Below are 24535 nucleotides of genomic sequence, written 5' to 3' on the forward strand. Positions count from 1 at the left end.
GGAGTATACCCAACCACCTCAAGATGCGAGTTTCAGTTGGAATTAAAAGTGATTTAGGCAAGACATTGATTGCAAGTAAGGGGTATTCCCTCGCTAAAATCAAAAGGCTGCAAGCTTGCTTGCAGCCTTGATAATAGATTAATTATTTCTTATATTGTTCAAACCACGCAAGCGTGTGTTCTACTTTAGAGATCATACGAGATGGACGCCCTGCAATACCATGTGGAGAACCAGGTACACGAATAAGTACGGAGTCTACTTTTTGTAACTTGAGAGCTTGATAGAATTGTTCAGACTCTGAAATAGGCGTACGGCGGTCTTCTTCACCTGTCATAAGCAAAGCAGGTGTTGTAACGTTTCCTACTAATGACAAAGGAGAACGTTGCCAATAATGCTCAACATGATCCCAAGGCATACCAGGGAATTGATTGCGAATTTGGCCGATATAACTGTCAGCTGTTAACGTTTTACTAAGCCAATTAATGACCGGCTTGGTGATTGCAGCGGCGTTAAAGCGATTGGTTAAGCCAATTGCGTATGCAGCAGCAATGCCGCCTGCAGAGCCACCTGCTATAAATAAGTTTTCTTCATCGATAAACCCTTTGGCTACCATGGCATCAACCGCTGAGTCGTGATCGGCAAAATCTTCTTTTGAGCTATATTTTCCATCTAGTAATAAAGCAAAGTCTTTACCGTAACTAGTAGAACCTCGGTAATTTACATATACAACAACATAACCTTCACTGGCGTATCGTTGTAGCTCAGCTGTAAAACTAGGTCCGTAAGCTAAGTGTGGGCCACCGTGGATTTCAAGTAATAAAGGGTACTTTTTAGTTTTATCAAAGTTAGGTGGGGTAATATACCAGCCTTGAATACTTTCATTATCAAATGAAGACTTAACATTTAACTCATGAACCTCACCCAATTGCTTATGACCTAGTAAGTCTTCATTTAAAGTGGTTAAAGTTTTGCTTTTTCCTTTATATAAGTACGCTAAATCAGCTGGACGTTGACTACTACCTTGGGTATATGCAACCGCGCCATTTTTTGCGAGACTAAAGCTACCACTAATATACGGGCGACCGATAGAAGTTCCCGATAGCGAATCCACAAGATCAGTTACTTTGCCTTTGGATGATAACTTTGCCAGTTTGCGCTTACCAAAATCGTCATATTGAATAACAAAGTCACCATTGCCTGACCATTTATAATCAGCAACTGAGCGGTCAAAGTTATTACTTATGTTGGCAATTTTTTTATTACTTTTAGTAATGACATTGAGCTGGTAATTTACGTAGGGAACGGGGGCGTTATCACGGGCAAGAAAAGCAATTTTTTTACCATTCTCTGAATAAGTAGGGCGAAACTCTCGACCGGGCAATTGAGTTAATTGGGTATAGGTACCTTGATTAATATCAACTTCATATAAATCAGATTCAGTGGTGCGATATTCCCAATCAACATGCTGATCTGATGAAAAAGCGAGTTTGTTATCATTAGGAGACCATGCAAGTGGCCCATAATGCTGGTAATTCCCCGTTGTTAATTGTCTTGCTGTGCCGCCATTTGCCGGTACAACAAATACATGACGGTAGGCTGGTTCTAAATAGCCAGAACCATCCGCTTGATAGCGGGCTTTTTCATAAACCTTTACGGGTTTTGACCAAGCGGCCCCTTTAGGCTTTTTAGGTAATTTAACTGACTTTACAAAGTCTGTTTTACCAGCAGGCACATTCATTGTGAATGCAATGTTGTCGCTATTATTAGACCAACTTAAACTACGTATTGATTTAGGTAGCTGTGTTAATAAAGCTAATTTGTCTTGCTCTAACCAATAAACATGAAGTTGATTACTTCCGCTTCTGTTGGACGTAAATGCGATTTTTTTAGAATCAGGAGACCATGTAGGTTGCCCATAATTATATTCATCAGCGAGCAATGGGTAATGTTGATTTTGCTTAACATCGTACATCCAAATACTGCGTTTTGCAGCATCTTGCATGATGTCATAACCACTTCTTAGGTAGATAATTTTCTTACCGTCAGGGCTTATTTGCGGGTTGTTAACATACTCTAGCTGGAAAATGTCTTCGGCAGTAAAAGTGTCAGTTGCATAAAGTTGTACGGAGTAAGACGCACAGAGCAGCGCCGAGCTTAATGTAAGTAATGCATTTAATTTCATAGTTTTTCATTTTTTGTATAATAAAACATCATCCTAAGGGGCAAAAATTTCTTGAGCAAGAGAATTGAGATTAATGAGCTCGTCCTTAAGTTAAATTGCAATACATACAAAACTGTTAATGACGATATTTTAGGGTATATAGAGAAAGGTTGTTAGCGTTTACTTACAAATGAGCACCATGACTGCTTGAAAACAAAAAGTGCCGCAATGAATCGGTATTTTTTCTATTTAAACTATTTGATGGCTTTTTTACTTCATGCCAGTCAATAATCTTAAAGTTTTGTGGTTGTAGCGGCATACGATTATAACCATCTTGTACTACAAGCGTGCCTTCAGGGTAGCCTGGTAAAGCAGCGGGTGTAACGGTTAAACCATCCGTTTCACCTGCGCTATCAATCCCTTTATCTAGGTTAGCGGCTACATTAAACTTACCTGCAAAGCTTAGGCTGTGTATCATCTGATATTTTATAAAGCAAATAGCTATTATCGCCTTGGCTTGATACGACTAAATAGCGGGTATCACCAGCATGATAAATTTCCATGCCTTCAACATCAGCAACAAGTTGCTCATTTACACCTTGTAGCATGAGCGCTTTGTTACCAGTATTGGGTTCAGCATCGATATACCAAATACCTTGATCTTCTTCGCCGGCAAATAATTGGCCGCGTTTATCATCAGCACTACAGCCTTCAGGTTGGCTTGGAAGGTAAACTCTCTGACTAACTCGCCGCTTAAATTCGCTTTATTACCCGTTAGTTTATATTGTTGAAGCGGTTTGTAAGCGTATTTATTACGATAAAAACAACAGCCTTGCCAATAGTGCTCAATACTTTGCAATGAGCCCAGCTACGTTTAAACGTAAGTTAAAACAACACGGAGTGAGTTATTCGCAATTACAAGGTGAACAAAATAAACCCAAAGCTCTGCATTTACTGGGTGGCAGCAAGGTAATGAGCAAGTCGCGATGCGTTTAGCGTTTTATGATATACCTAATTTTCGCCGTGCATTTAAACGCTGGACGGGTTTTACACCAAGTCAGTTAAAAATATAATAGCCAATTTTAGTCACGCTAAGTTAGACTCATGTTATTACTATCTTTTATCGAGTTTTTAATATGATTGAGTATCCTGTTGATCAACTCCCTCAGCTTATTGATGAGCTATTACAGTGTGATACCACGACACGAAAGAATAAGTTATTAGCGGATGCTAAAGAAAAACTCTCCACTGAGCACTTGTCGTTATTATTCGAAGCGTTGCCAAAAGAGCAACGACTAGAAATTTGGCAACTACTTGATGAAGACACTCAGCATGAAATTTTTATCAATCTGGGCGCTGATAGCTGTCGTTGGCTATTACAAACTCTTGATGAAGCTGAGGGGTTTAAGCTTTTAGATGAAGTGAGTGTTGAAGAGTTACTTGAGCTTGAAGAGGTTATACCTGAGCACTTTGTTGATTATGCACGCAGGCAACTTGATGAAGTACAAACTAAACAATACGATTTAGCGCAGCAGTTTGATCCAGAACAGTTGGGTCACTGGCTTGATTTTGATGCTTTAAAAGTGTCAGAAAAGCTGACCGTTGGTGGCGCACAAAAAATCTTACACAAAGGGCTGCCAAAGTTTACCGAAGTGATTTATTTAGTTAGTCGAAAAGGCACGCTTATTGGAGAGGTGAGTGTAAATAACTTATTAAAAGCCGCAGAATCAGCTTCATTGTTAGAGTATGCAAATTTAGAGGTCGCCTCACTGCATGCTGATGATGACTTATACGAAGCGGCTGAAGTGGTGATTCACAGCGAAAAAATGGCAATGCCGGTGGTAGATGCTGATAATAAATTGCTTGGCCGTTTAAAAGTATCTTCAGCTTACGAATTACGCCAAGAAGTTACCGATGAAGCGGCTGCTAAAGCGGGTGGTTTACGTGAGGATGAGGATTTATTCTCAAGCGTTAGAAAGTCAGCAAAAAACCGGGGTATTTGGCTCGGCATTAATTTAGTAACAGCATTTTTAGCCTCGTGGTTTATCGGTTTATTTGGCGCAACTATAGAGCAGGTTGTGGCGCTTGCTGTATTAATGCCTGTTGTTGCCTCTATGGGCGGAATAGCCGGTAGTCAAACTTTAACCGTTATAGTACGTGGTTTAGCGCTTGGTCAGGTTACTGATTCTAACCGCAAGGCCTTGCTTAAAAAAGAATTACGCGTAGGGGCTGTAAATGGGTGTGTATGGGCGTTAGTGATTGGTGTGCTAACGAATTTTTGGTTTAACGATATAATGCTCTGCATAACTATTACTGTCGCTATATTATTAAACTTGATTGTGGCATCTATTTCAGGGGTTGTGATCCCCTCAGTGCTCGACAAAATGAAAATAGATCCGGCGTTATCCGGGTCTGTTATTTTAACCACGGTAACTGATATTGTTGGTTTTGTTACCTTTTTAGGGTTGGGTAGTTTACTTCTTTTATAAAAGCGAGTTGTTAAGGCAAGTGATGTTTGTAATCACTTGCTGATTTCTTCACCCTGATGTTTAGCGGCCAAGTCGTCTAGCTCAGCGCAGGTATAGTCAAATCCTTTACCATCAAAAAGGTAGGTTATTTTTACCGCTTTTGCGCCATTAATTAAACGTGCATTCACCTTCGCAACCGACCAATTTTTAAGTTCGTTTAAAAAGCGGTTAGCTATTTGTGAGGTATTAAATTGGTAGCGAATTTCTGTGTTCATTTATTTATACCAAGTGACAGCATATGCTTTGCAAATATACGCAAACTATTTCAAGATACAAGTGACAGTTTTGCAAAAAAGAAGCTTATATGAGGTGATCGTTATTATTTTTAATTTAGTAATGTTATTTTGTCTCGACCTTTAACTCTCGTTAAGGTGCACTAAGGCGTAAGTGGTTTTAATTTAAACGGTTATAATAAAGAGCATAAAATGAAAAAATTTGTTAGTTTGGTCAGTATACTGGCTATTTTATTAGTTGTGATACCTGGGCCCTTATATAAGTTTAATATTTTAGATCTAGGTCCAGCGTTTGCTGCTATTCGCTATGGTGTTTATGCTGGCGGTGCAGTGATTTTGTTGTTAATTGTGCAAGTGATTTTTATGCGCAGCACTGTTAATTGGCGATTAGCTGGTATGAGTACTATTTTTGCATTAATGGCTATTACCATGCCATTAAGTATTATGAGCAAAGCTAAAAGTGTGCCGCCGATTCATGATATTTCAACTGATGTAGTTACCCCGCCTGAGTTTAATGCGATAGCTAAGCTGCGCTTAGATGCACCAAACCCTGTTGAATACGCTGGCGCTAAAACAGCAGCACAGCAGTTAAAAGCATACCCAGAACTAACCACATTACACTACACAGAAAATTCAAAACATGTCTTTCGCGTAGCAAAAGATGCCGTAGATGCACTTGGTTGGGAGCTAGTTAACTATGATGTTGAACAAGGCATTATAGAAGCTACAGACGCAACTGTATGGTTTGGTTTTAAAGATGATGTGGTGGTAAGAGTTAGCAGTAGAGGGGATGCCAGCGAGCTAGATATCCGTAGTAAGTCACGCGTTGGTAAAAGTGATTTAGGTAAAAATGCAGAGCGTATTAAAGTGTTTATTAATGAACTAAATAAAGAACTTAGTTTAAAGTAAAGCGAAAACCCAGTTAGCTAGTTTAGCTAACTGGGTTTTCTTGAGTCATTGTTACTAGTAAGAAGCAGCGGTAGACTTTTGTTTGCTTATTTGTAATGCGCTGATAAGCCACATAATAAATCCACCAGTAAATAATACTGCTGCGACATAACCTGTTTTATTAGGTAATGCGCCATTTGCGATTACAAGACCTCCTACCCATGGCCCGATTGCGTTAGCAACATTAAAAGCACATTGTACTAAAGCGCCAATCATAGCGTGTCCATCAGGGGAAATATCCATCAGCATTGCCTGAATAACCGTACCAAGACCAACACTGCAGCCTATAAAAAAGACTACCGGATACATTAGCCAAATATGTCCACTCGCACTGACATATAACGCTGCAAAAATTATTGCGCATATTAGAGTAAAACCAGTGGTGTAAAGTGGAGAGTGATCAGCTGCTTTACCAAGTACATAATTGCCTAGCGTACAACCAATACCAAACATGATCATTGCGATTGAAATAGTATACGCTGGTGTGTGGGTGACCACTAAAATTGTATCGGCAATATAGGTATAGATGCAAAATACCCCACCAAAGCCAATAATTATGATACCCAAAACTGACCAAACGAGTTTATTTTTAAGTACACCCATTTCATTAATAATATTTGAAGGTTGTAGGTTTTCTTTATTAGGTACTATTTTATAAACTAAAAATAATGCGAGTAAAGCAAGTGCCGCAGCACCAGCTAGGCAATATCGCCAACTAAAGTTTTGGCCTATTAATGTTACAACAGGCACACCAACGATGGTTGCTACTGTGAGTCCCATAAATACTTTAGACATAAAGCTAGCTCGTTTACCTGATGGTGCTATTTCTGCGGCAAGTAAAATAGCGGCGCCAAAATATGCGCCATGAGGCAGTCCACTTAAAAAGCGAAATATAACTAGCTGCTGTAATGACGTTGCAAGTGCACTTAAACCGTTTGCTATAAACATCATGGTTATAAATATCAATAAAGCTTTGCGCTTACGAATATTTGCGGTAGTGAGCATTAGAATTGGCGCGCCCACAACAACGCCGAGTGCATATGCGCTGATGGCATATCCGCTTTGCGCTGGTGTTGCAGAAAATGTCTCGGTGATCAGTGGTAGCATAGGCATCATGGAAAACTCTGATAACCCCAAAATAAAAGTGCCGAGTGCAAGTACTAACAAAATAGCAGCGGTGCTAATTGAACTATCAGCGGCGCTAGGATGCGATGACATAGATAACCCTTGTAAAGAATGATGTATTTAACAGCGAAAGAAGCTGGATGAATAGTTGGTATGCAGAAAACTGCAAGGAGAATAAATTAAGCCGCATTATATGCTAAAAATACTTCAGGATCTTGTATTAAAGCGAGTTAAGGTGAATCAATTAGGAACGTTCCACTTGTTGATTTTACTGGAATGTTAATAAATAAAAACTAATTATGACTCCATGTTTCAAGCTACATTTACCGTGCTTCTAATAGTAGTACAAGTAAATGCAGATCTTTGCGCTAAGTAACCTAAAAGAATAACATTTCATATAAAATTACTCGCCGGTTAATTTTACTAATTAGCATAGGCTGCTTTTATAGCTGCGACAATTTGTCACATTTAAAGTCACTCCTCGTCATTATATAATTGCTAAATCATTGAGCCTTTTGAGTTTAAGTTTATGAATTCAGATTTTTTAGCACGTTTTTCAGTTACTCATATCGCTGTTGTATTGAGCACATTATTTTCAAGTTCATTATTAGCCGATGACTCCATCGAAGTTATTGAAGTTGAAGGCCATACGCAAAATAACCACCAATTATTAGGTTCTGCTGATTCGTTATTAAGTGACTTAGGCGTTGATTTCTCGGCAGCTGGTGGCGTTTCGAGCTTACCTATTCTTAATGGCATGATGGGTGATAGAGTCAAGGTGTTGGTGGATGGTGCCGATATTACGGCGGCATGCGGTAACCAAATGAACCCACCTTTGTCTTATATATCGGCAAATCAAATTACCTCATATCAAGTAGTGGCAGGTGTTTCACCTGTCAGTGCTGGTGGTGACAATATTGCAGGGGTGATCAGTGTTAATTCTATAGCACCTCAGTACAGTGATAGTGATTCATTAAGCTGGCATTCGGGTTATGTTTCTGCACAATATCGTAGTATTAATAACGCGCAAGCTATGGGGCTTGGCGCTCGTGTTGCCAGTGACACATTCAGTTTAAGCTATCAAGGCGCATACGAAGACGCTGATAGTTATGAGGATGGTAACGGGGATCTTGTATTAGATACCTTATATCGCGCCCAAAACCATGCATTAACAGCTGCCTTAAGAGATAAAAAGCAACAACTAGTTGTTAAATTAACGCACCAAAAAATACCGTTTCAGGGGTTTCCAAACCAATATATGGATATGACTGATAACACCAGTTACGGTTTGATCAGCCAATATAAACGCACTCTCGAAAGCGGTGAGTTCCAAGCTCAGATTAACTATAACGATGTAAAGCACGAAATGGGGTTTTTCACGGCGGAAAAGACAGGCATGATGCCGATGAATACCGATGCGCAAGATATGAGTTATCAACTTAACTGGCGTTTAGAACTCGATAAAGATACTACATTATTATTAGGACAAGAATACTTTGGTTATCGCATTGATGATTGGTGGCCTGCGATTGAAGGCTCAATGATGATGGGACCAAATGATTATGTAAATATAAATGATGGTGAACGCGATCGCTACACCGCTTTTGCGGAGTTACAAAAGCAGCTAGATAAAAAGTGGTGGGTATCAGCGGGCGCACGAATTGAATATGTGCAGACGGATGCTGGCGAAGTAAAACCTTATAGCGATATGACCATGGATGGCGGCATGGACGATATGTCTAATATGGATTCAATGGGTGATATGTCGGATATGGACGACATGTCATCGATGATGATGGATGACCAAAATCAAGATGCAGCAATGGCATTTAATGCTATGGATAGAGAACGCAGCGATACATTAGTTGATGCAAGCCTACTCGTCCGCTATCAAATAACTAATGAAGATGAGCTAGAATTTGGCTTAGCACGTAAAAATCGGGCCCCTAATTTATATGAACGCTACAGTTGGGGAGTGAGTACCATGTCAACCAGCATGATTGGCTGGTTTGGTGATGGTAACGGTTATATTGGTAACCTTGATTTAAAAGCAGAAACCGCACATACACTCAGCAGTAGTTATACTAAATCAGCGAAAGATGATACTTGGCAGATAAGCGCCAATGTTTGGTATACCCAAGTTAATGACTATATTGATGGCACGGTTGTGGATAGCACTAACCGAACTGAAATGGCCATTACGCAGCGAAATACGCTCCAGTTTACTAATTTAGACGCTACTTTATACGGTGGAAAAATTGAAGCGGCTGTACGTGTAAGCGATAGTAAAAGCGCAGGTATATGGGATTTAACGGCGGCTATTACCAGTACTCATGGTGAACGTAATGATAGTAATGAACCACTTTATCAAATTATGCCATTACATAGTAAATTAGCACTAGCTCAGAAAATTGGTAATTGGCAGAACTCACTTAGTTGGGAGTGGGTTGATAGTAAAACACGTATTGATCCTCGTCGTCTCGAAAATCAAACAGATAGCTATAGCTTATTAAACTTACAGACGAAAGGTACGTGGGATAAGCTAACCGTTAAACTTGGTGTAACAAACTTACTTAATGAATACTACCAACAGCCACTAGGTGGCGTGAGTATCGCGCAATTTAATGTGGATCAGAGCCAAGGGTTTACTCAATTAGCAGGGCAGGGACGTTCGGTTAATCTGGGTATGAGTTTCGCATTCTAACGTATTGCGTCTTTATAATTAAAGCGAAAATCCTTAGTTGAAAAGGGTTGATTCAGGGTTAACGTCATTTGTTTCGGTTGACTCTGTGGCTGCTAAGGCTATTTTTTCGCGCTCAGCTTTTGATACGTAAGCTGGCTTGTTGCTTTTATGCAGCTTCGCATTAGTGCGTTTATCTTTGTTGTTAAATTTAGTGATGATCTTTTTTCTGCGATTCATGATGATAACTTATACAGTTAAAAATGGTGGTATATTATACAGTGTAACGAGTGTTATTAGCCATCTAATTATTCTCTGCTCAAAAAATAATGACACTGTTAGGTACAATGCTAGTATGTTGACTTAGATCAGCGTTAAACTTACCGCTTAAGTTTGTTCTCTCAATATAAATAGGAACTCGTTTTGAAACAGTTTGTTTTAGCAAGTTTGGCATTATTGGCTGTAAACGTTCAGGCTAATAATAGCTTCAATGACACCACAGCAGAATATGCGGTAAAAACGTATCAAGATGCGCAAATCCATACCCTAACTAATTTAGTTTCATACCCGACAGTTAATAAAGAAGGCATTGCTACACCAACTAACCCTGATTTTATTGGCTTTAAAGCGCTATTAAAAATGAAAGCCGCAGAGCTGGGTCTAGACTACCAAGACTTAGGGTATACCGTACTTATTGGTATGGGTAAACAAAGCGATAAAGTGACCGTTGTTACGCACGGTGATGTACAACCGGCCGATGCTAGTAAATGGCAGCAAAGTCCATTTGAAATTGACAGTACTTCAGAGCCAGGCAAATTAATTGCCCGCGGTACAGAAGATGATAAAGGCGCTATTGTCACGGCGTTATATGCGATGAAAGCAATTAAAGATCAAGGCATTGAGCTTAATAATCGTATTGAGTTAATGATTTACCTAGCTGAAGAATCCGACTGGGGGCCGCTTGAAGAATTTATGAAAAGCTACCAGCAGCCTAAATATGCGGTCACTATTGATGCGTCATACCCGGTAGTGGTTGCTGAAAAAGGCTGGAGCTTAATTGCGCCTACATTTTACGCCACATCAGCGCAAACTAGCGTGTATGTGAGCGACTTAAAAGGGGGCGCATTTGTTAGCCAAATACCTGAGGATGCAAGTGTGATACTTCATAACGCAACCGATGCTGATATTAAGACCCTTAATGCTAATATTGCGGCACTTAAGCATGTCAAAGTTGCTGTCACTGAGGTTAGCCAAGGTATTGAAGTGTCAGTGAAAGGTACGTCAGCTCATTCATCAGAGCCAGAAGCAGGATATAATGCGATTGCACATTTAGCTGAGGTCTTCAAAGGTATCGAGCTTGAAAGTAATAGTGATGGTCAAGCTATTGAGTTTATAAATCAACTTATTGGCCTTGACTTATATGGCCAAAAATTTGGTGCGATTGCTTATGAGCATGACTTTATGGGACCAATGACGGTATCGCCAACAGTATTAAAGCGTGATGGTAATGAAATTACTTTATCGGTCAATATGCGCCGCCCAATGGGTAAAGATGAGAATACGCTGAAGCAACAAATAGACACAGCGCTTACACAGTGGCAAACCACAAATCAAGTGACGCTAAAAGATACACAAATTGTTATCGGTACGCCGATGTTGCTTGATAACGCTCCACATGCCCAAGCATTGCTTGATATTTTTAAATATTATACTGGTGATGAGCAGGCAAGCTTTGTATCTATTGGTGGTGGTACTAACGCCAAATTATTTGATAATGCAGTGTCGTTTGGCCCCTCAATGCCTGGCAAAAAATATACAGGTCATTCAGAGCATGAGTTTATAACCGTTGAGCAGCTTAAGTTAAACCTTAAAATGTACACCGCGATGATGATAAAATTAGGTAATATGTAATGGCTTTAATTTAGTCTATATCTTGTGCTATTAAAGGTATTTACAGATTGGTTAATGCGCTAACAGCCAAGCCTAAATGGCTTGGCATATTGGTTATTACAAATAATTAGTTGAGCTTAGCTGTTAATGATATCTCAGCATTCATGAGCTTTGAAATAGGGCACCCCTCTTTGGTGTGCAGGCAAAGCTCATCAAATTTCAATTGTGAAATGCCGTCAATTTTAGCCTCAACATTTAATGCTATATGGCTTACTTCAAAACCATCATCTACTTCATCAAGGCTCACCACAGCGGTGGTTTTAATGTCGTCGGCAACATAGTCGGCTTCAGTGAGCGCAAGCGACAACGCCATGGAGTAACATGCACTGTGCGCTGCGGCCACTAACTCTTCAGGATTGGTACCTGTTTTTCCTTCAAAGCGAGTATTAAAGCCGTAAGGTTGCTCATTCAATACACCACTTTCGCTGCTAATTAATCCTTTGCCTGATTTTATATCCCCAGACCAATTTGCTGATGCTGATTTTTTAATCGTCATAATGTCTCCTTGGATTATACTTGTAAAGTTTGCAGTGGCAGTGCAAGCCTTTCATATTTTGAGATACGAATAGGCGTAAACTGCTGATGTAACGAATGCTGTGCAATATTAACGCCAAGGTTTATATCCCCCGTTGGCGACATCGGTGTGAGCAGTACATAACATTAGGCCAATCACGTTGCCACTTTTTTCGCCATGCAAAAGGACGCTTGCAAACAGGGCAGGTTTTCTTTGCGAGGGTAAGTTTTTTATGTGCCATGCTTCGCCTGCTAGTTCTTAGTGACTGAAACGTTAACATGTCTTTTAATAATGGCAGGTATCGCTTTTTGTACCTCTTTGCGTTCACGGTATTGCCATAAGCGATCTTTGGCAGCTATAGAGGCCTGTCTTAAATCAATAATAGGCGTTGGATAATCTTCGCCTATTTTAAAGTCATTAAATAGCGCTTCCATGGGTGTTTGTCGCCAGGGTTGGTGTAAATATTCAATAGGTAGCTTTTCTAGCTCAGGACACCACTTTTTTATAAACACTCCTGTTGGATCTTTTTCTTCTGACTGTTTAATTGGGTTGTAGTGACGAATTGTATTGATACCGGTAACAGAAGCTTGCATTTGAACTTGCGGATAGTGAATGCCAGGCTCAAAGTCTAAAAAATAGTTAGCTAACGGAAAACTTGCCTGTTGCCAGCTAATGTTTAAATGATGAGTTACAAAGCTTACTAGCATTGCGCGCATGCGGAAATTAATATATCCGGTGTGTTTTAAACAGCGCATGCAAGCATCAATAATGGGAATACCTGTTTGCCCTTCAATAAAACACGCTAAGTCACTAGCAACATTATCATCACAACGATAAGGAAATGAGTAATAACCGCTATTTACTGCTAAGTATTCCATATCTGGCTGGCTTTCAAATTTTTGCATAAAGTGGCAGTGCCAATGCAGGCGTGAAATGAATGCCGCTAGTGGCCGCTTCCAATCTGATTTCTGTTGCTGATAAGCTGTAATGGTTGCTTGGTTAACTTGTCTGAGGCTTAGGTTACCCCATGCTAGGTGCGCTGAGAGCCTTGAAAAGTGTGTTTGGCTTAAACTTGGGCTTGAAATACCCCGTTGATAACCCTGCCCACGCTGACTAAGAAAGCTGGTCATTACGTTTTGGGCAAGTCTTGCTCCGCCTTGTTGAAATAGCTCATCTGTCTCATAAAATGATGTCGGCAGGACGGGGGGGACGTAGTTGTTAAGCTTTATAAATGTAGCGATTTTCCAGTTAGGAGTTGCCAGTGGACTTTGCATAGTCTGTTGCCACTTTTCATTCCATTGGTGACGATTCTTTTTGCCCCTAATTACTGCGCCAGTCGGTGATTCTTGCCAGTTAATTTGTAGCTCATGACACTGGCGTTGTATTGCTTTATCTCGTGTAAATGTATTGTTTAGACCAATTTCTTGGTGGCTAAAAAGAGTGTTTATGACAAATTGCTGTGTCAATGCCTCAATTAAACTTTGCATCGAGCAGTTAAAAATATAAATTTGTGTATTAAAGCGAATCAATTGCTCATTCATATCGCGAATTGATTGATATACAAAACGCCAGTGACGCTGATTATAATGAGGATCGTCTAACAATAGCGGCTCAAAGTTATATATTAACAGTGCAGGTAAGTCACTATTAAAAGCATTTTTTAGTGGTTGATGATCTGATAAGCGTAAATCACGCTTGAACCAAACAAGGTTAATTTCAGAACGCATAATTAACTACTCTGCGGCCAATCAGCCGCGTCGAGGGAGTCGATTGGTGCTGTAATATCGCCTTGCCATGTTTTTATAAACTCGTTGTTAGGGTCGTACATTTGACTTTGCTTTAGCAAATTAAAGTGTCTATTCGGACGGGCGTCAGCGCCCACTCCAGCTATGTACTGCCAGTTTCCCCAATTAGCTGCGACATCATAATCTATCAGTTGTTGTTGAAAATAAGCCGCGCCGAAGCGCCAGTCGACACTGAGCTCATTGACTAAGCAGCTAGCAACAAGTTGTCTGCCACGATTAGACATATAACCCGTTTGATTGAGCTGTTTCATACACGCATTTACGATGGGGTAGGCAGTGGTGCCGGTGCACCACTGCTTAAAGCGCCCAGGATAAAAGCTGGTCAGTGGACTGGTTGAAGCTATGCCGTCAAAGGCAAATAATTTACTGCCAAAGCGTAAACTATAAAGTTGGAAGTATTCGCGCCAAAGTAGCTCAACGTAAATCCAGTAGGTGGATTCATTCGCGCCATTTTTTTGCTCATACTCGCCAACCGCATGCATTATCTGGCGCACAGATATATTTCCATTGGCAAGCCAAGGCGAGAACTTAGTTGAATTAGCGATGCCATCAAGGGCATTACGCGTAAGTTTGTATTCACTCGGTGCAAGACTTGAAAAGTACTGTTCAATATGGTTTTTAGCGGCCACTTCGCCAGCATCAAACTCACAGTACACTTGTTTAACCTTAGGTAAAGATTTAGGCCAAGGTACTGGTGCAATTAACGGCGCAGGAAAATAGCTCGGTCTTTCAACCGGTGATGTTATCGATAGGTTGGATGACTCCACTTTTTTACGAAATTTACTGAATGTTGAAGGCAGTTCACTAAGATCAAAGGGTAGTTGATGCATGTCATACAAGGTAAATGTGTTACTTTGTTTAAGTGTAATGTCGCTGTATTTATCAGTGATTGTAGTAAGTGATTGCCGTTCGTATAAGCCAACTTGGTCGCTACAGTATATTACACGCGTATTATGATGAGAGTAGTAATGATCAATCACTTCCAGCGGCGATTTAAAATAAACAATTAAGTACTGGTCATGTGCATTTAGCTGGTTGTTCAATTCATGTAGTGACTTTACTAAAAAAGCCCACCTCTGTTCGCCCAGAGCTTGGCAGTTAAAGCGGTTGCCTCTAAACCAGTCAGGGTCAATGCAATAAATAAAGCTGATTGGTGAGCTTTGCTCACACGCGCGTTTTAAAAGCGCATTGTCTGATAGGCGCAGGTCGTTGGTGAACCAATATATAGAGTGTGTCATATAATTAACTTGTCATTGCCGTTGTATTCATTCAATGTGTCTCAATACGTGGCAAACAGTGAAGACGTTTAATACCTATGACTTTTTATTTTTCAATCTGAAGTAAAGTGATCTATACGTGTTCAAAGTAGCCAAATGCTTTGTCGGTATATAATAGCGATAATTTTGCAAACGCATTAAATAAGCCGCTTTTAGCGCCATCTGTCGATCTTGTATGTTCTTTTATTTGGCTATAAAAAAGTCAGGGCTGCGGTGCAGCCCTTAAAAATTATTAGGTTAGCTTAAAAATCACTTTTACTATGACGTTCAGCGAGTTGCTCGTCCTCATCGCCCCAAGTGCGGTTAACTCTACGGCCACGTTTTACAGCTGGACGACGTGCAATCTGTTTTGCCCAGCGCAGCACATGAGTATAAGACTCAACGTCTAAAAATTCACCCGCATCGTATATATCGCCAAGTACTAACGAGCCATACCAGGGCCAAATTGCGATATCAGCAATTGAATATTCACTCCCAGCCATATAGTCATGATCGCTTAAATGGCGATTAAGTACATCGAGTTGGCGTTTAACTTCTAATGTGAATCGATCAATAGGGTACTTCATTTTATAAGGTGCATATGCGTAAAAATGACCAAAGCCGCCACCTAAATAAGGCGCTGAACCCATTTGCCAAAATAGCCAATTACGGCACTCTGTTTTACTTGTGTGATCTTCTGGGATGAGAGCATTAAACTTCTCAGCTAAATATTGCAAAATAGCACCAGATTCAAACACTCGTGTGGTTGGTGTGGTGCTGTGATCCATTAATGCAGGAATTTTTGAGTTCGGATTAACATTTACAAAGCCTGATGAAAATTGGTCACCATCACCAATTTTAATTAAAAACGCATCATAATCGGCATCATTTTTACCCAGCTCTAATAGCTCTTCAAGCATAATAGTGGCCTTTTGGCCGTTAGGAGTTGCAAGTGAATAAAGCTGTAATGCATGTTCGCCTTTGGGTAAATCCTGCTGGTGGGTTGCGCCGGCTGTAGGGCGATTGGTTTTCGCCCATTCACCGCCATTGTCAGCGTCAAAGTGCCAAACTTTAGGAGGGATATAGTTTTCACTGTTACTCATGGAGATTGTCCTTATTGCAATTTAAATCGATTTTATAATTACTTACGGGTTCTTCATCCTAATTGAACATTTACAGCAAGGGAAGTAAAGTTAAAGCTTAATCCACTATAAGGGAAATGATAATGAGCAACCATGGTTTAACAATTGGACTTGAACGTACCAGCCATAATTTTTATTTAACGCTTAAAGTGGTTGGTAAATTAACGCATGCAGACTACCTGCAACTAGCGCCTATGATTGACGGCGCATTAAATTCAGCTCCGGATGCCATAATGAACATTTTTGTTGATGCAAGCGAGTTGCAAGGTTTTGAAGCTCAAGCTGCGTGGGATGATTTAAAACTAAGTCTTAAACATAACAATAACTTTAGCAAAATAGCTTTGTTAGGTAATGCTAAATGGCAAAAAATCGCTGCTAAAGTGGGAAACTGGTTCACTACAGGTGAATTAAAATACTTTGAAGATAGGCAAGTAGCCTTAGAGTGGTTGCACCGATAATAAATGAGTTATAATTATTTCCTTACCTTTTTAGTAGGCGAGTGTTATCAGCAATAGTAAACCCCAAACAAAAAGTGATTTAGAAGCTGTTTTGGTAAAAAACTCTCAGCTTAAAATAGCGACCTTTAATCTGTTTAACTACCTTGAGCCGCCCAATGCTTTTTATGAATTTGAACGTATTTATAGTGTGCAGCAGTGGGCCAAAAAGCAGCGCTGGATTGTTGATTATGTAAATGAATATCAGCCTGATGTAATTGGTTTTCAAGAAGTGTTTAGCGCTGATTCGTTAAAAGCGCTTTTGTATCAAGAGGGCTATATCCATTTTGCAGTGGTTGATGAGCCAGAAATTATAGATGACTTTATTTATAAGCGCCCAGTAGTAGCAGTTGCTTCACGCTTTCCTATTACTGAAGTGGCGGCCGTCCAACATAATATTGAATTTGCACAAGCGCTTGGACTTAGTGCTGAATTTTTATTTAGTCGCAAGGTACTCAGAGCAACAATAGAGCTACCACATATTGGTGAGACAGATTGTTATGTTGTGCACTTTAAATCTAAGCGCTCGATGATTGACCTTGCAGAAAGTAAGGTAGCCACTGCTGAGAAAAATATTATCGAACACTTAAAAGCCAATATTGCAGGTGGCTTTGCCTCTACTATACAGCGCGGTAGTGAAGCAACATTACTGATGGTTGAAATAATTGCGCGGCGCGAAGCTAGCCAAAACCCAATGTTATTAATGGGCGATTTTAATAATAACTTAAACGATGGTGTGCTCAGCCATTTACTTACTGATTCACTGCGTTTTGCCCCCAGCTTTGATTGTAACGCCTACCTTTCAAAGTATTGCTTAAATGATGCCTGGGACTTATTTGTAAAATCCCAGCTCAATAAAGTTATAGGGCAAGAGAGTGAGTGCACCCAGCAAGTTGCAATCCCAAAGCGTGCGCCAACACATTACTTTGGTGCAAGTAGCTCAGTGCTGGATTATATTCTGCTGTCTTGTGAGTTTGATGCAGGCTACCATGATAGCTTTTATGAAGTTAGCGATTACCATACCTACGACCGTCATTTGATCAACTCAGTATTTGAACGAGATGACCAAAGCACTGATCATGCAGTGGTGTTAGTGACATTGCAGTTGAGAAGTTAGTCTTAACTGCAAGTAATCTTATAACCGAGAAACGAAAGACTCAGCCACTTTCATAGTGTAACTTTAGATCTTGCGGCTTTCATTTTTTCTATCATTTTTTGCTAAATAATAGCCAATCAAAATACCAGCGACTGCGCCAAATAGGTGGCTTTCAAACGAAATATACAGCCCTTTAGGTAGTACGCCCCATATTAAACTGCTGTATAACACAATCACAATAATGCTTATAGCAATTGCCTTTAATGAGCGATGAATGATGCCATAACTAATTAAAAAGCCCCACAAGCCATATACCACGCCACTTAAACCAACGTGAATATTTGCGCGGCCAAATAACCACACTAATAAGCCGCCGACAAGAGCGGTAAATATAAATACCCCCCAAAAACGTTTTATACTGTATTGGCATACCAGCCAGGCGAGTACAGAAAATGGAATTAAGTTACTGATCAAATGCGCCCAGCCACCATGCAAAAAAGGCGCTAATATTAAACCGCTCAAGCCTGATATATTTCGTGGGTAAATCCCTAAGGAATTTAAGTTAATGCCGGGTAGGGTGTTTACCAGTTGTAAAAAGGTACAAAGCGCGACAATGCTTAAAATAGCAAAACGTTTGCTGACAAAGGGAGGGAGTTTTAATTTATGTTTTTGAGTTATCATACATCAGCTTAATTAAAATACATGCAGTGAGTATCATAGTTGAAAAGCCTTGCTGCAATCAACAAGGCTTGGGTATGTAAATTTAAATCGATTGCCCTAGTTTAGCAAGTAGCTTTTGTGCAGCAAGTTCCGAGCTTGTAGGGTTTTGCCCCGTTATAAGCAAACCGTCTTCAAGGGCAAGTTCACCCCAATCATCGGTTTTTTGGTATTGGCCGCCGTGTTTGATCAGTACGTCTTCTACAAGCAATGGTACAACGTTTGTAAGTTGTACCGCTTCTTCTTCAGAGTTACTAAAGCCGGTGACTTTTTTATCAAATACAATTGAAGTACCATCGCTATTTTTAGCATTAATCAACACTGCGCTGGCGTGGCAGACTGCACCAACAGGCTTGTTGTTCTTAATAAAGTCCTCAATCAATGAAATTGAATCTGAGTTATCAACTAAATCCCATAAAGGACCATGACCGCCAGGGTAAAATACGCCATCAAAGTCGCTTGCATTAACTTCGCTTAGCGGCTGCGTGTTAGCCATTAATGTTTGCGCTGGTTTGTCGTTATCAAAGCGCTCAGTCGCTTTTGTTGCGGCGTCAGGTGCTGCGCTATTTGGATCAACTGGTGGTTGGCCACCTTTTACTGATGCAAGCGTCACATCTGCACCAGCATCAATAAATGCATAGTAAGGGGCGGCAAACTCTTCAACCCAAAAGCCTGTTTTATGGCCTGTGTCACCTAGTTCATCATGAGAGGTTAATACCATTAAAATCTTTTTAGCTGTCATTACTGTTCCTTAATTTCTAAACGATTAATTACACTATAGGGCTTTTAATAGAATCTAACAACGCAGATAAATTTAACTACATTGGTTTAATTATTGATACAATTAGTTGTGAATTTGTTGAGGTAAGTATGAAAGTATCATTTGAACAGCTTAAAAGTATGGTGGTGTTTGCGCAGATTGTTGAACAAGGCAGCCTAACCGCAGCAGCAAAGCAATTGGGTTTATCGCGCGCTGTAGTGAGCTATCATCTAAAAAAACTCGAAAAGCAACTGCATGTTACTTTATTAAACCGTTCAACGCGCACCATGACGCTGACAGAAGCCGGAAGCCAGTATTATCAACGTTGTCGATTAATTGCCGAACATGCTGAGGCCGCTAACCTGCAAATAGAAAATATTAAAAATGAACCTGAAGGACTCATTAAACTCAGTTGTCCGGTTAACGTCGGGCTTGAGCTAATAGTGCCGGCGCTAAATGAGTTTAAAGTTATTTACCCTAAAATAGATATTGATTTAGCGCTAACGGACGAAGTCGTTGATATTATCAAGCAAGGTGTTGATTTAGCTATTCGTGGAGTCGCACTTGATGATTCGAGCTTACAAGCCACTAAGCTTGCTACACTCAAAACTTGCTTATGTGGCTCGGTTGAATACTTTAACCGTGCAGGAAAACCAACAATACCAGCTGAACTTGCAAAGCATCAATGGGTTATTTATCAGCGCAGTAGCCGAGCGTTGACTATTAATAAAGACCATAAAAGCTATAGCGTCGACCTTAAAGGCTCTATTAGTACCAATAATGCAGCTGCACGCACTGCTTTTGTCGAAGCGGGTCACGGCATAGCAAAAGTACCACTTTACGATGCTTGGCCAAAAGTACAAAACGGTAAGCTGGCTATAATATTAGCTGATTATCAAACCCCAGATATTGAGTTATATGGAGTCTTTCCGCCAGGTGCAGCAGGTAGCAAAAAACTCCGCGTATTGATTGATTTCCTTAAAGCCTATTTTGCTAAGCAATTAGTCAGCACTAGGCTTTAAAGCGTTCGAGAAAATAACGCCACTGCTTGCTGATACATAGAAATTGCCAGGGCGGGGTCGTAACGTTCGCCTTCGTCACGCATAAAGGCATGCTGCGCATTAACTTCTTGCCATTGGTAGTTAATGCCCGTTGTGACTGCTTTTTGATAGATTTTAGCGCGGCCTTCTTTTGGTACATGGGGGTCTTGTTTACCCCAAACAAAGTGAATTTCACCTTGGATATCGGCCATACGTTCGAATGAGTTATTGTCAGTTCCCGCGGGTAAACTGTCACTATGAATATCAGTGGCGTAGAGGCAAAATGCGGCTTTAATTGCTGGATTTAGTGCGGCTCTGTAAGCTAAATGCCCACCAATACATACGCCCATTACACCCACTGAGCCAGTACAATAGTTTTGTGTTTGTGCGAAATCGATTAACGCTTGGGTGTCACTGTCATGGGATTCAAGTGGCTTTGCCCATTTATCCGCGTTGCCTTTGTCTTTACCTTCATCGTCGTAAGCAAGCACAGTTCCGATAGGGTTTAACTCATGAAACACTTCAGGTACGAACACTACAAAACCGTGACCGGCTAAAATCGTAGCGCTGCGTGCAATGGGGGCGGTTTGCTGGAAAATTTCAGAGTAAAAAATTATAGCCGGGAACTGGCCGTCTGCTTGAGGACGATAAACACTGGTACGCATAGTACCCGTTGCTGTTTCGATATCATGGCTTTGGTGCTGAATAATCATAATGCGCCTTTAGAGGAAAAATTAGCTTATCATAGCAAAGCATTACGTATTACTCACTGTTTGGCATATTCATGCAACTGGCGTAATAACTTACCGTTGCAGGCCAGTCTGAGAATATCGCCATTACCCCCACATCTTTTGCTAGTACATCAACCACCGCCATCATATCACCGTCGTTATTTATCACATCAGCGATTGATTGGTAATAATAACCGCCGCCATTATTAAGTGGCCCAGAACGTTCAAGGCTCCACGTAATCAGCTCTAGCCCGGCTTCTTTAGCAGCAAGTGCGTATTTTGATGGTATGATTTTTTGATTGTCATCAACAGCTAATAGCATCCAAATTGGTGGCGCAAGAATACGTACGCCGTCAGCATAAAGCTCTGCCATACTCGGTTGCCAGGTCTTGGGGTTATTAGGAACAATATTCGCTGTTTCGTCGCGACCGTCTAAATATACGCTGTTATTTGCAAACTCTGGATTGTTTTCGATCCAATATTTTACGTCATCAAGATTAAATGATTGCGGGAAAACGTGCTCACTCGGCACGTTTTGTTCTGAGTATTCATTTAGCATCTTCTGTGCATAATGTGCTTGAGTAAAGCCATTAAACGGCATGGTTACTTGTGGTGATTTAAGCTCAGGGGTCATTTTTACACCCAGCTGTTTGAATAGGGTAATGCTTTGCTTATGGCTCATTAATGTGCCATTGCTTGCGTATAAATCTGTACGCCAACTGGGCGTACCATTTAAATATTCAGCGACTGTGGTTGCTTGGTTATTCGCGCCGTCCATTTTACCTTTTAACGTTAAAAATTCAGCCAGAGTAATATCACTGGTGCAGCATTTTGCTTGAGCGGGTTGGCCGTTTTTGGTAGGGCTGAATGGCACGGTGCATTTTGCTCCAAGTTCAGGTACGGCTAAAATATTGGTGGTGGTATGTAAATCACATTGCGAATGTCGACAAACCAACTCTTTGTCTTTCGTAAAGGCTACATCGCACTCCAAAACACCTGCGCCCATTCGCGCTGCTGCAATATAGGATTCTTTTGTGTGTTCAGGGTATTGCATGGGGGCACCGCGGTGAGCCACCGAAAAGTCAGTACGATAAAAAGGCCCCTCGCTGCATGCTTGTAGTTGTGTTTTAAGGGCGCTTTGTTGCATGCTGTTGATTAGGTAATAAGGCCGCGTACCTACTTGAGTGTTGGTACTTTTTGGCGTTTGGCTACAGGCGCTCAGCAATATGATAAATAACGTACAAACTAATAACTTCATAAATAACCCACAGCCAAGTCTCATTATTCTAGTTTACGGTTCATTTATGGCATTTCTATTAAAATACTTATTTAATAACAGCGCCAGTAAAATAATAGCTCCGCCAACACTGAGTTTTAAAAGGTCGGCATCACGATTCCAAATCATTACATTGACTAAAATACCCGCAGGGATCAGTAAGTTGTTCATTACGGCAAGTCCGCCGACATTGACAAGTGTGGCGCCTTTATTCCAGGCAAAATAACCCAGTCCTGATGCAACAGTGCCAAGGTAAACTAAAACTCCCCATTGTGTAAGCGTATTTGGCAACTTGTTTGTATTACCAAATAGCGTAAAACAAATACTTGCAACAATTAGCGCACCGATAAAAAACCAGCCAAACACGGCTTTTTGGGGAATTGCGCTATTACTCATTAAGCGCTTATAAGCGACTTGCCCAATAGCAAAACATAGGTTGGCGGCTTGTACTAGCAAAAAACCAAAAATAAAGTTTTCATCTACTCCTTCATATCGAATGGCGATAGCACCAACAATAGCGAGTAGTGCAACAAATAAAAACTGTGGGTTAAAACGTCGTTCAAGCGCATCATTTAAAAGAGCAATGTATAGCGGCGTCATTACTGTAAATAACAGTACTTCAGGCACGCTTAGGTATAAAAATGAGTGATAGTAAAAGCTATACATAACGCCAAGCTGCACTGCGCCAATCAGCATGAGTTTAATAATAATAGCTTTGGGAATATGTTTTAATTTTAAAAATGGTAAAAATACCAGTGTCGCCAGTGCTACGCGAATTAATACGCTAAACCAGGCATCAACTTGCCCAGCTAAATACACGCCAATTAAACTAAACGAAAAAGCCCAAAGCAGGGTAACTGAAAAAAGATAGGTCATTATAATTTTAATACTTCTAAATATTTTTAATAAAAGCTGACTATATACCCTAAGCACCTCAAGATGCGAGTTCAGTTAGAATTAAAAGCGATTTAAGCAAGGCGTTGATTGCAAAAAATAGTTATTCCTTTGTTAAAATAACAAATTGGAGAAGGCCATATAGATATAGAATGAAGACCAATGGGGATGGTCTTCATTAACTGATAATTCAATTATTTCTAAAGTCACTTACTACATCGTTTGAGTGTTCAAGTAGCTTACGACCTTGGCGGCTTGATTGTGTGAGCGCGATAAATAAAATATCAATTACAAAATCCTGCGCTGTGCGGGCTAAAATAGACGACAACCGAACTGACTCTTCTTCAGCGACTGAATAAAGCCTTACATCTGCTTGATCGGCAATAGGACTATTACCAAACTTAGTTACAGAAATAACATGGCAGTCATTTTCTTTCGCTTGCTTCACAACTTCAGCAATCTCTCGAGTAACCCCTGACTCACTAATTGCGATAACTAAATCCCCCTTGCTGAAGGTTGACACGTAAGCAAGTTGTGCGTGACCATCAGGCTCTGCCACTGCGGGCATGCCAAGCTTTTGCAGCTTATAAGAGAAATCTTTCGATACAAGTGCAGAGCCACCTAGGCCGCATATAAGTACGCGTTTTGATGCTTTTAATAAACTTACTGCCTGTTCAATAGCAGGGGCTTCATTCAAGTTTTTGGTTTCAGTGAGTACGGCTAATTTGCTGCTTAATAGTTTTTCAGCTATCTGTTCTAATGAGTCACTTAAAGTGATTTTACCATGTAATTTTGGTTCTGTGGTTTCATTATTAAGTGCGTCAATTACGGCAAGTTTAAAGGTTGGAAAACCTTTATAGCCAAGCTTTTGAGAAAATTTAACTACGCTCGATTGGCTCACGCCGACAACCTTTGCAAGTTCTACTGAAGATAAGTTTCTAATAGCGTTAGCAGAGTTTAATGTGAAATCTGCTAGTTTAGCCTCGCTACTTGAAAGTGATTGGCGTAAGGCTTTTATTTTGACAAATGTAGACATATTACTCGCTTATTTATGTAATTTTGATATTTATATCATTATTCCAAATGGCTTTATACCGATATTAGGTTCTTCTTCGTTTTTAAAGTCTACCTGTCTGATAGTTAAGTAAATTACTTTTTTTATTTGTAGGAATAGTTATTTAAGAC

The 24535-nt window shown here is 40.3% G+C and carries 24 protein-coding genes and 1 pseudogene; 8 read left to right on the forward strand and 17 right to left on the reverse strand.

Going from position 1 to position 24535, the window contains the following annotated elements; all coding sequences use genetic code 11:
- Positions 1-142: 142 nt before the first annotated feature.
- Positions 143-2182 carry a prolyl oligopeptidase family serine peptidase gene (locus ACT3RM_RS09380; RefSeq protein WP_441994840.1) on the reverse strand — a complete coding sequence of 680 codons (2040 nt, stop codon included), beginning with the start codon at positions 2180-2182 and terminating at the stop codon, positions 143-145.
- 244 nt (positions 2183-2426) lie between these two features.
- Positions 2427-2951 (reverse strand): annotated as a pseudogene (locus ACT3RM_RS09385) (phytase); the annotation flags it as partial.
- A gap of 196 nt (positions 2952-3147) precedes the next feature.
- On the opposite strand from ACT3RM_RS09385, the gene ACT3RM_RS09390 reads away from it, so the two are divergent.
- Together ACT3RM_RS09390 and ACT3RM_RS09395 are read left to right on the forward strand one after the other, a co-directional pair.
- A complete protein-coding gene (locus ACT3RM_RS09390) occupies positions 3148-3234 on the forward strand; it encodes a hypothetical protein (protein WP_441835132.1) in 87 nt (28 codons plus the stop codon).
- A 63-nt stretch (positions 3235-3297) separates the two neighbouring features.
- On the forward strand, positions 3298-4650 hold the full coding sequence (locus ACT3RM_RS09395) for a magnesium transporter (protein WP_441835112.1): 1353 nt from the start codon (positions 3298-3300) through the stop codon (positions 4648-4650).
- Positions 4651-4682: 32 nt separating this feature from the next.
- Here ACT3RM_RS09395 and ACT3RM_RS09400 read toward each other — a convergent pair whose 3' ends face one another.
- Positions 4683-4904, reverse strand: coding sequence for a hypothetical protein (locus tag ACT3RM_RS09400; protein WP_441835113.1), 222 nt, complete (start codon positions 4902-4904; stop codon positions 4683-4685).
- A 210-nt stretch (positions 4905-5114) separates the two neighbouring features.
- On the opposite strand from ACT3RM_RS09400, the gene ACT3RM_RS09405 reads away from it, so the two are divergent.
- The gene (locus ACT3RM_RS09405; RefSeq protein ID WP_441835114.1) at positions 5115-5831 is read left to right on the forward strand and encodes a DUF1499 domain-containing protein; all 717 of its coding nucleotides are present in this window, start codon (positions 5115-5117) and stop codon (positions 5829-5831) included.
- Positions 5832-5885: 54 nt separating this feature from the next.
- Here the strand turns inward: ACT3RM_RS09405 and ACT3RM_RS09410 are convergent, their stop codons facing one another.
- Positions 5886-7088, reverse strand: a complete 1203-nt coding sequence (locus ACT3RM_RS09410) for an MFS transporter (protein WP_441835115.1) — start codon at positions 7086-7088, stop codon at positions 5886-5888.
- 436 nt (positions 7089-7524) lie between these two features.
- Between ACT3RM_RS09410 and ACT3RM_RS09415 the strand changes: the two genes are divergently transcribed.
- Complete coding sequence (locus ACT3RM_RS09415; protein ID WP_441835116.1) at positions 7525-9699, forward strand: TonB-dependent receptor; 2175 nt, start codon at positions 7525-7527, stop codon at positions 9697-9699.
- A gap of 33 nt (positions 9700-9732) precedes the next feature.
- Here ACT3RM_RS09415 and ACT3RM_RS09420 read toward each other — a convergent pair whose 3' ends face one another.
- A complete protein-coding gene (locus ACT3RM_RS09420) occupies positions 9733-9915 on the reverse strand; it encodes a DUF2986 domain-containing protein (protein WP_441835117.1) in 183 nt (60 codons plus the stop codon).
- A gap of 183 nt (positions 9916-10098) precedes the next feature.
- On the opposite strand from ACT3RM_RS09420, the gene ACT3RM_RS09425 reads away from it, so the two are divergent.
- The gene (locus ACT3RM_RS09425) at positions 10099-11586 is read left to right on the forward strand and encodes a dipeptidase (protein WP_441835118.1); all 1488 of its coding nucleotides are present in this window, start codon (positions 10099-10101) and stop codon (positions 11584-11586) included.
- Positions 11587-11692: 106 nt separating this feature from the next.
- On the opposite strand, the gene ACT3RM_RS09430 is transcribed toward ACT3RM_RS09425, so the two are convergent.
- The 6 genes from ACT3RM_RS09430 to yghU form a co-directional block, all read right to left on the reverse strand.
- Positions 11693-12121, reverse strand: a complete 429-nt coding sequence (locus ACT3RM_RS09430; RefSeq protein ID WP_441835119.1) for an OsmC family protein — start codon at positions 12119-12121, stop codon at positions 11693-11695.
- Between the two features lie 14 nt (positions 12122-12135).
- Positions 12136-12264 (reverse strand): hypothetical protein, encoded by a 129-nt coding sequence (locus ACT3RM_RS09435; protein ID WP_441835134.1) that lies wholly within the window; start codon positions 12262-12264, stop codon positions 12136-12138.
- Complete coding sequence (locus ACT3RM_RS09440; protein WP_441835120.1) at positions 12243-12380, reverse strand: DUF2256 domain-containing protein; 138 nt, start codon at positions 12378-12380, stop codon at positions 12243-12245. Before ACT3RM_RS09440 ends, ACT3RM_RS09435 begins: the two co-directional genes overlap by 22 nt.
- 10 nt (positions 12381-12390) lie before the next feature.
- A complete protein-coding gene (locus tag ACT3RM_RS09445; protein WP_441835121.1) occupies positions 12391-13866 on the reverse strand; it encodes a deoxyribodipyrimidine photo-lyase/cryptochrome family protein in 1476 nt (491 codons plus the stop codon).
- 2 nt (positions 13867-13868) lie between these two features.
- Positions 13869-15182, reverse strand: coding sequence for a DASH family cryptochrome (locus ACT3RM_RS09450; protein WP_441835122.1), 1314 nt, complete (start codon positions 15180-15182; stop codon positions 13869-13871).
- Between the two features lie 281 nt (positions 15183-15463).
- Positions 15464-16303, reverse strand: coding sequence for a glutathione-dependent disulfide-bond oxidoreductase (gene yghU, locus ACT3RM_RS09455; protein WP_441835123.1), 840 nt, complete (start codon positions 16301-16303; stop codon positions 15464-15466).
- 122 nt (positions 16304-16425) lie between these two features.
- Here yghU and ACT3RM_RS09460 point away from each other — a divergent pair, with 122 nt between their 5' ends.
- Both ACT3RM_RS09460 and ACT3RM_RS09465 read left to right on the forward strand, forming a co-directional pair.
- Complete coding sequence (locus ACT3RM_RS09460) at positions 16426-16800, forward strand: STAS/SEC14 domain-containing protein (RefSeq protein WP_441835124.1); 375 nt, start codon at positions 16426-16428, stop codon at positions 16798-16800.
- 130 nt (positions 16801-16930) lie between these two features.
- Positions 16931-17953 carry an endonuclease/exonuclease/phosphatase family protein gene (locus ACT3RM_RS09465; RefSeq protein ID WP_441835133.1) on the forward strand — a complete coding sequence of 341 codons (1023 nt, stop codon included), beginning with the start codon at positions 16931-16933 and terminating at the stop codon, positions 17951-17953.
- Between the two features lie 63 nt (positions 17954-18016).
- Here ACT3RM_RS09465 and ACT3RM_RS09470 read toward each other — a convergent pair whose 3' ends face one another.
- On the reverse strand, positions 18017-18613 hold the full coding sequence (locus ACT3RM_RS09470) for a rhomboid family intramembrane serine protease (RefSeq protein ID WP_441835125.1): 597 nt from the start codon (positions 18611-18613) through the stop codon (positions 18017-18019).
- A gap of 82 nt (positions 18614-18695) precedes the next feature.
- Positions 18696-19391 carry a type 1 glutamine amidotransferase domain-containing protein gene (locus ACT3RM_RS09475; RefSeq protein WP_441835126.1) on the reverse strand — a complete coding sequence of 232 codons (696 nt, stop codon included), beginning with the start codon at positions 19389-19391 and terminating at the stop codon, positions 18696-18698.
- Between the two features lie 128 nt (positions 19392-19519).
- Between ACT3RM_RS09475 and ACT3RM_RS09480 the strand changes: the two genes are divergently transcribed.
- The gene (locus ACT3RM_RS09480; protein WP_441835127.1) at positions 19520-20431 is read left to right on the forward strand and encodes a LysR family transcriptional regulator; all 912 of its coding nucleotides are present in this window, start codon (positions 19520-19522) and stop codon (positions 20429-20431) included.
- Here ACT3RM_RS09480 and ACT3RM_RS09485 read toward each other — a convergent pair.
- The 4 genes from ACT3RM_RS09485 to ACT3RM_RS09500 form a co-directional block, all read right to left on the reverse strand.
- Positions 20428-21162 carry a dienelactone hydrolase family protein gene (locus tag ACT3RM_RS09485; protein ID WP_441835128.1) on the reverse strand — a complete coding sequence of 245 codons (735 nt, stop codon included), beginning with the start codon at positions 21160-21162 and terminating at the stop codon, positions 20428-20430. The genes ACT3RM_RS09480 and ACT3RM_RS09485 overlap by 4 nt on opposite strands.
- A 49-nt stretch (positions 21163-21211) precedes the next feature.
- Positions 21212-22438, reverse strand: a complete 1227-nt coding sequence (locus ACT3RM_RS09490; RefSeq protein WP_441835129.1) for a glycerophosphodiester phosphodiesterase family protein — start codon at positions 22436-22438, stop codon at positions 21212-21214.
- 33 nt (positions 22439-22471) lie between these two features.
- Complete coding sequence (locus ACT3RM_RS09495; protein ID WP_441835130.1) at positions 22472-23332, reverse strand: carboxylate/amino acid/amine transporter; 861 nt, start codon at positions 23330-23332, stop codon at positions 22472-22474.
- A gap of 208 nt (positions 23333-23540) precedes the next feature.
- On the reverse strand, positions 23541-24386 hold the full coding sequence (locus ACT3RM_RS09500; protein WP_441835131.1) for a MurR/RpiR family transcriptional regulator: 846 nt from the start codon (positions 24384-24386) through the stop codon (positions 23541-23543).
- Positions 24387-24535: the final 149 nt, after the last annotated feature.

Source organism: Pseudoalteromonas sp. AOP7-A1-14, assembly GCF_052376275.1.
GTDB lineage: Bacteria > Pseudomonadota > Gammaproteobacteria > Enterobacterales > Alteromonadaceae > Pseudoalteromonas.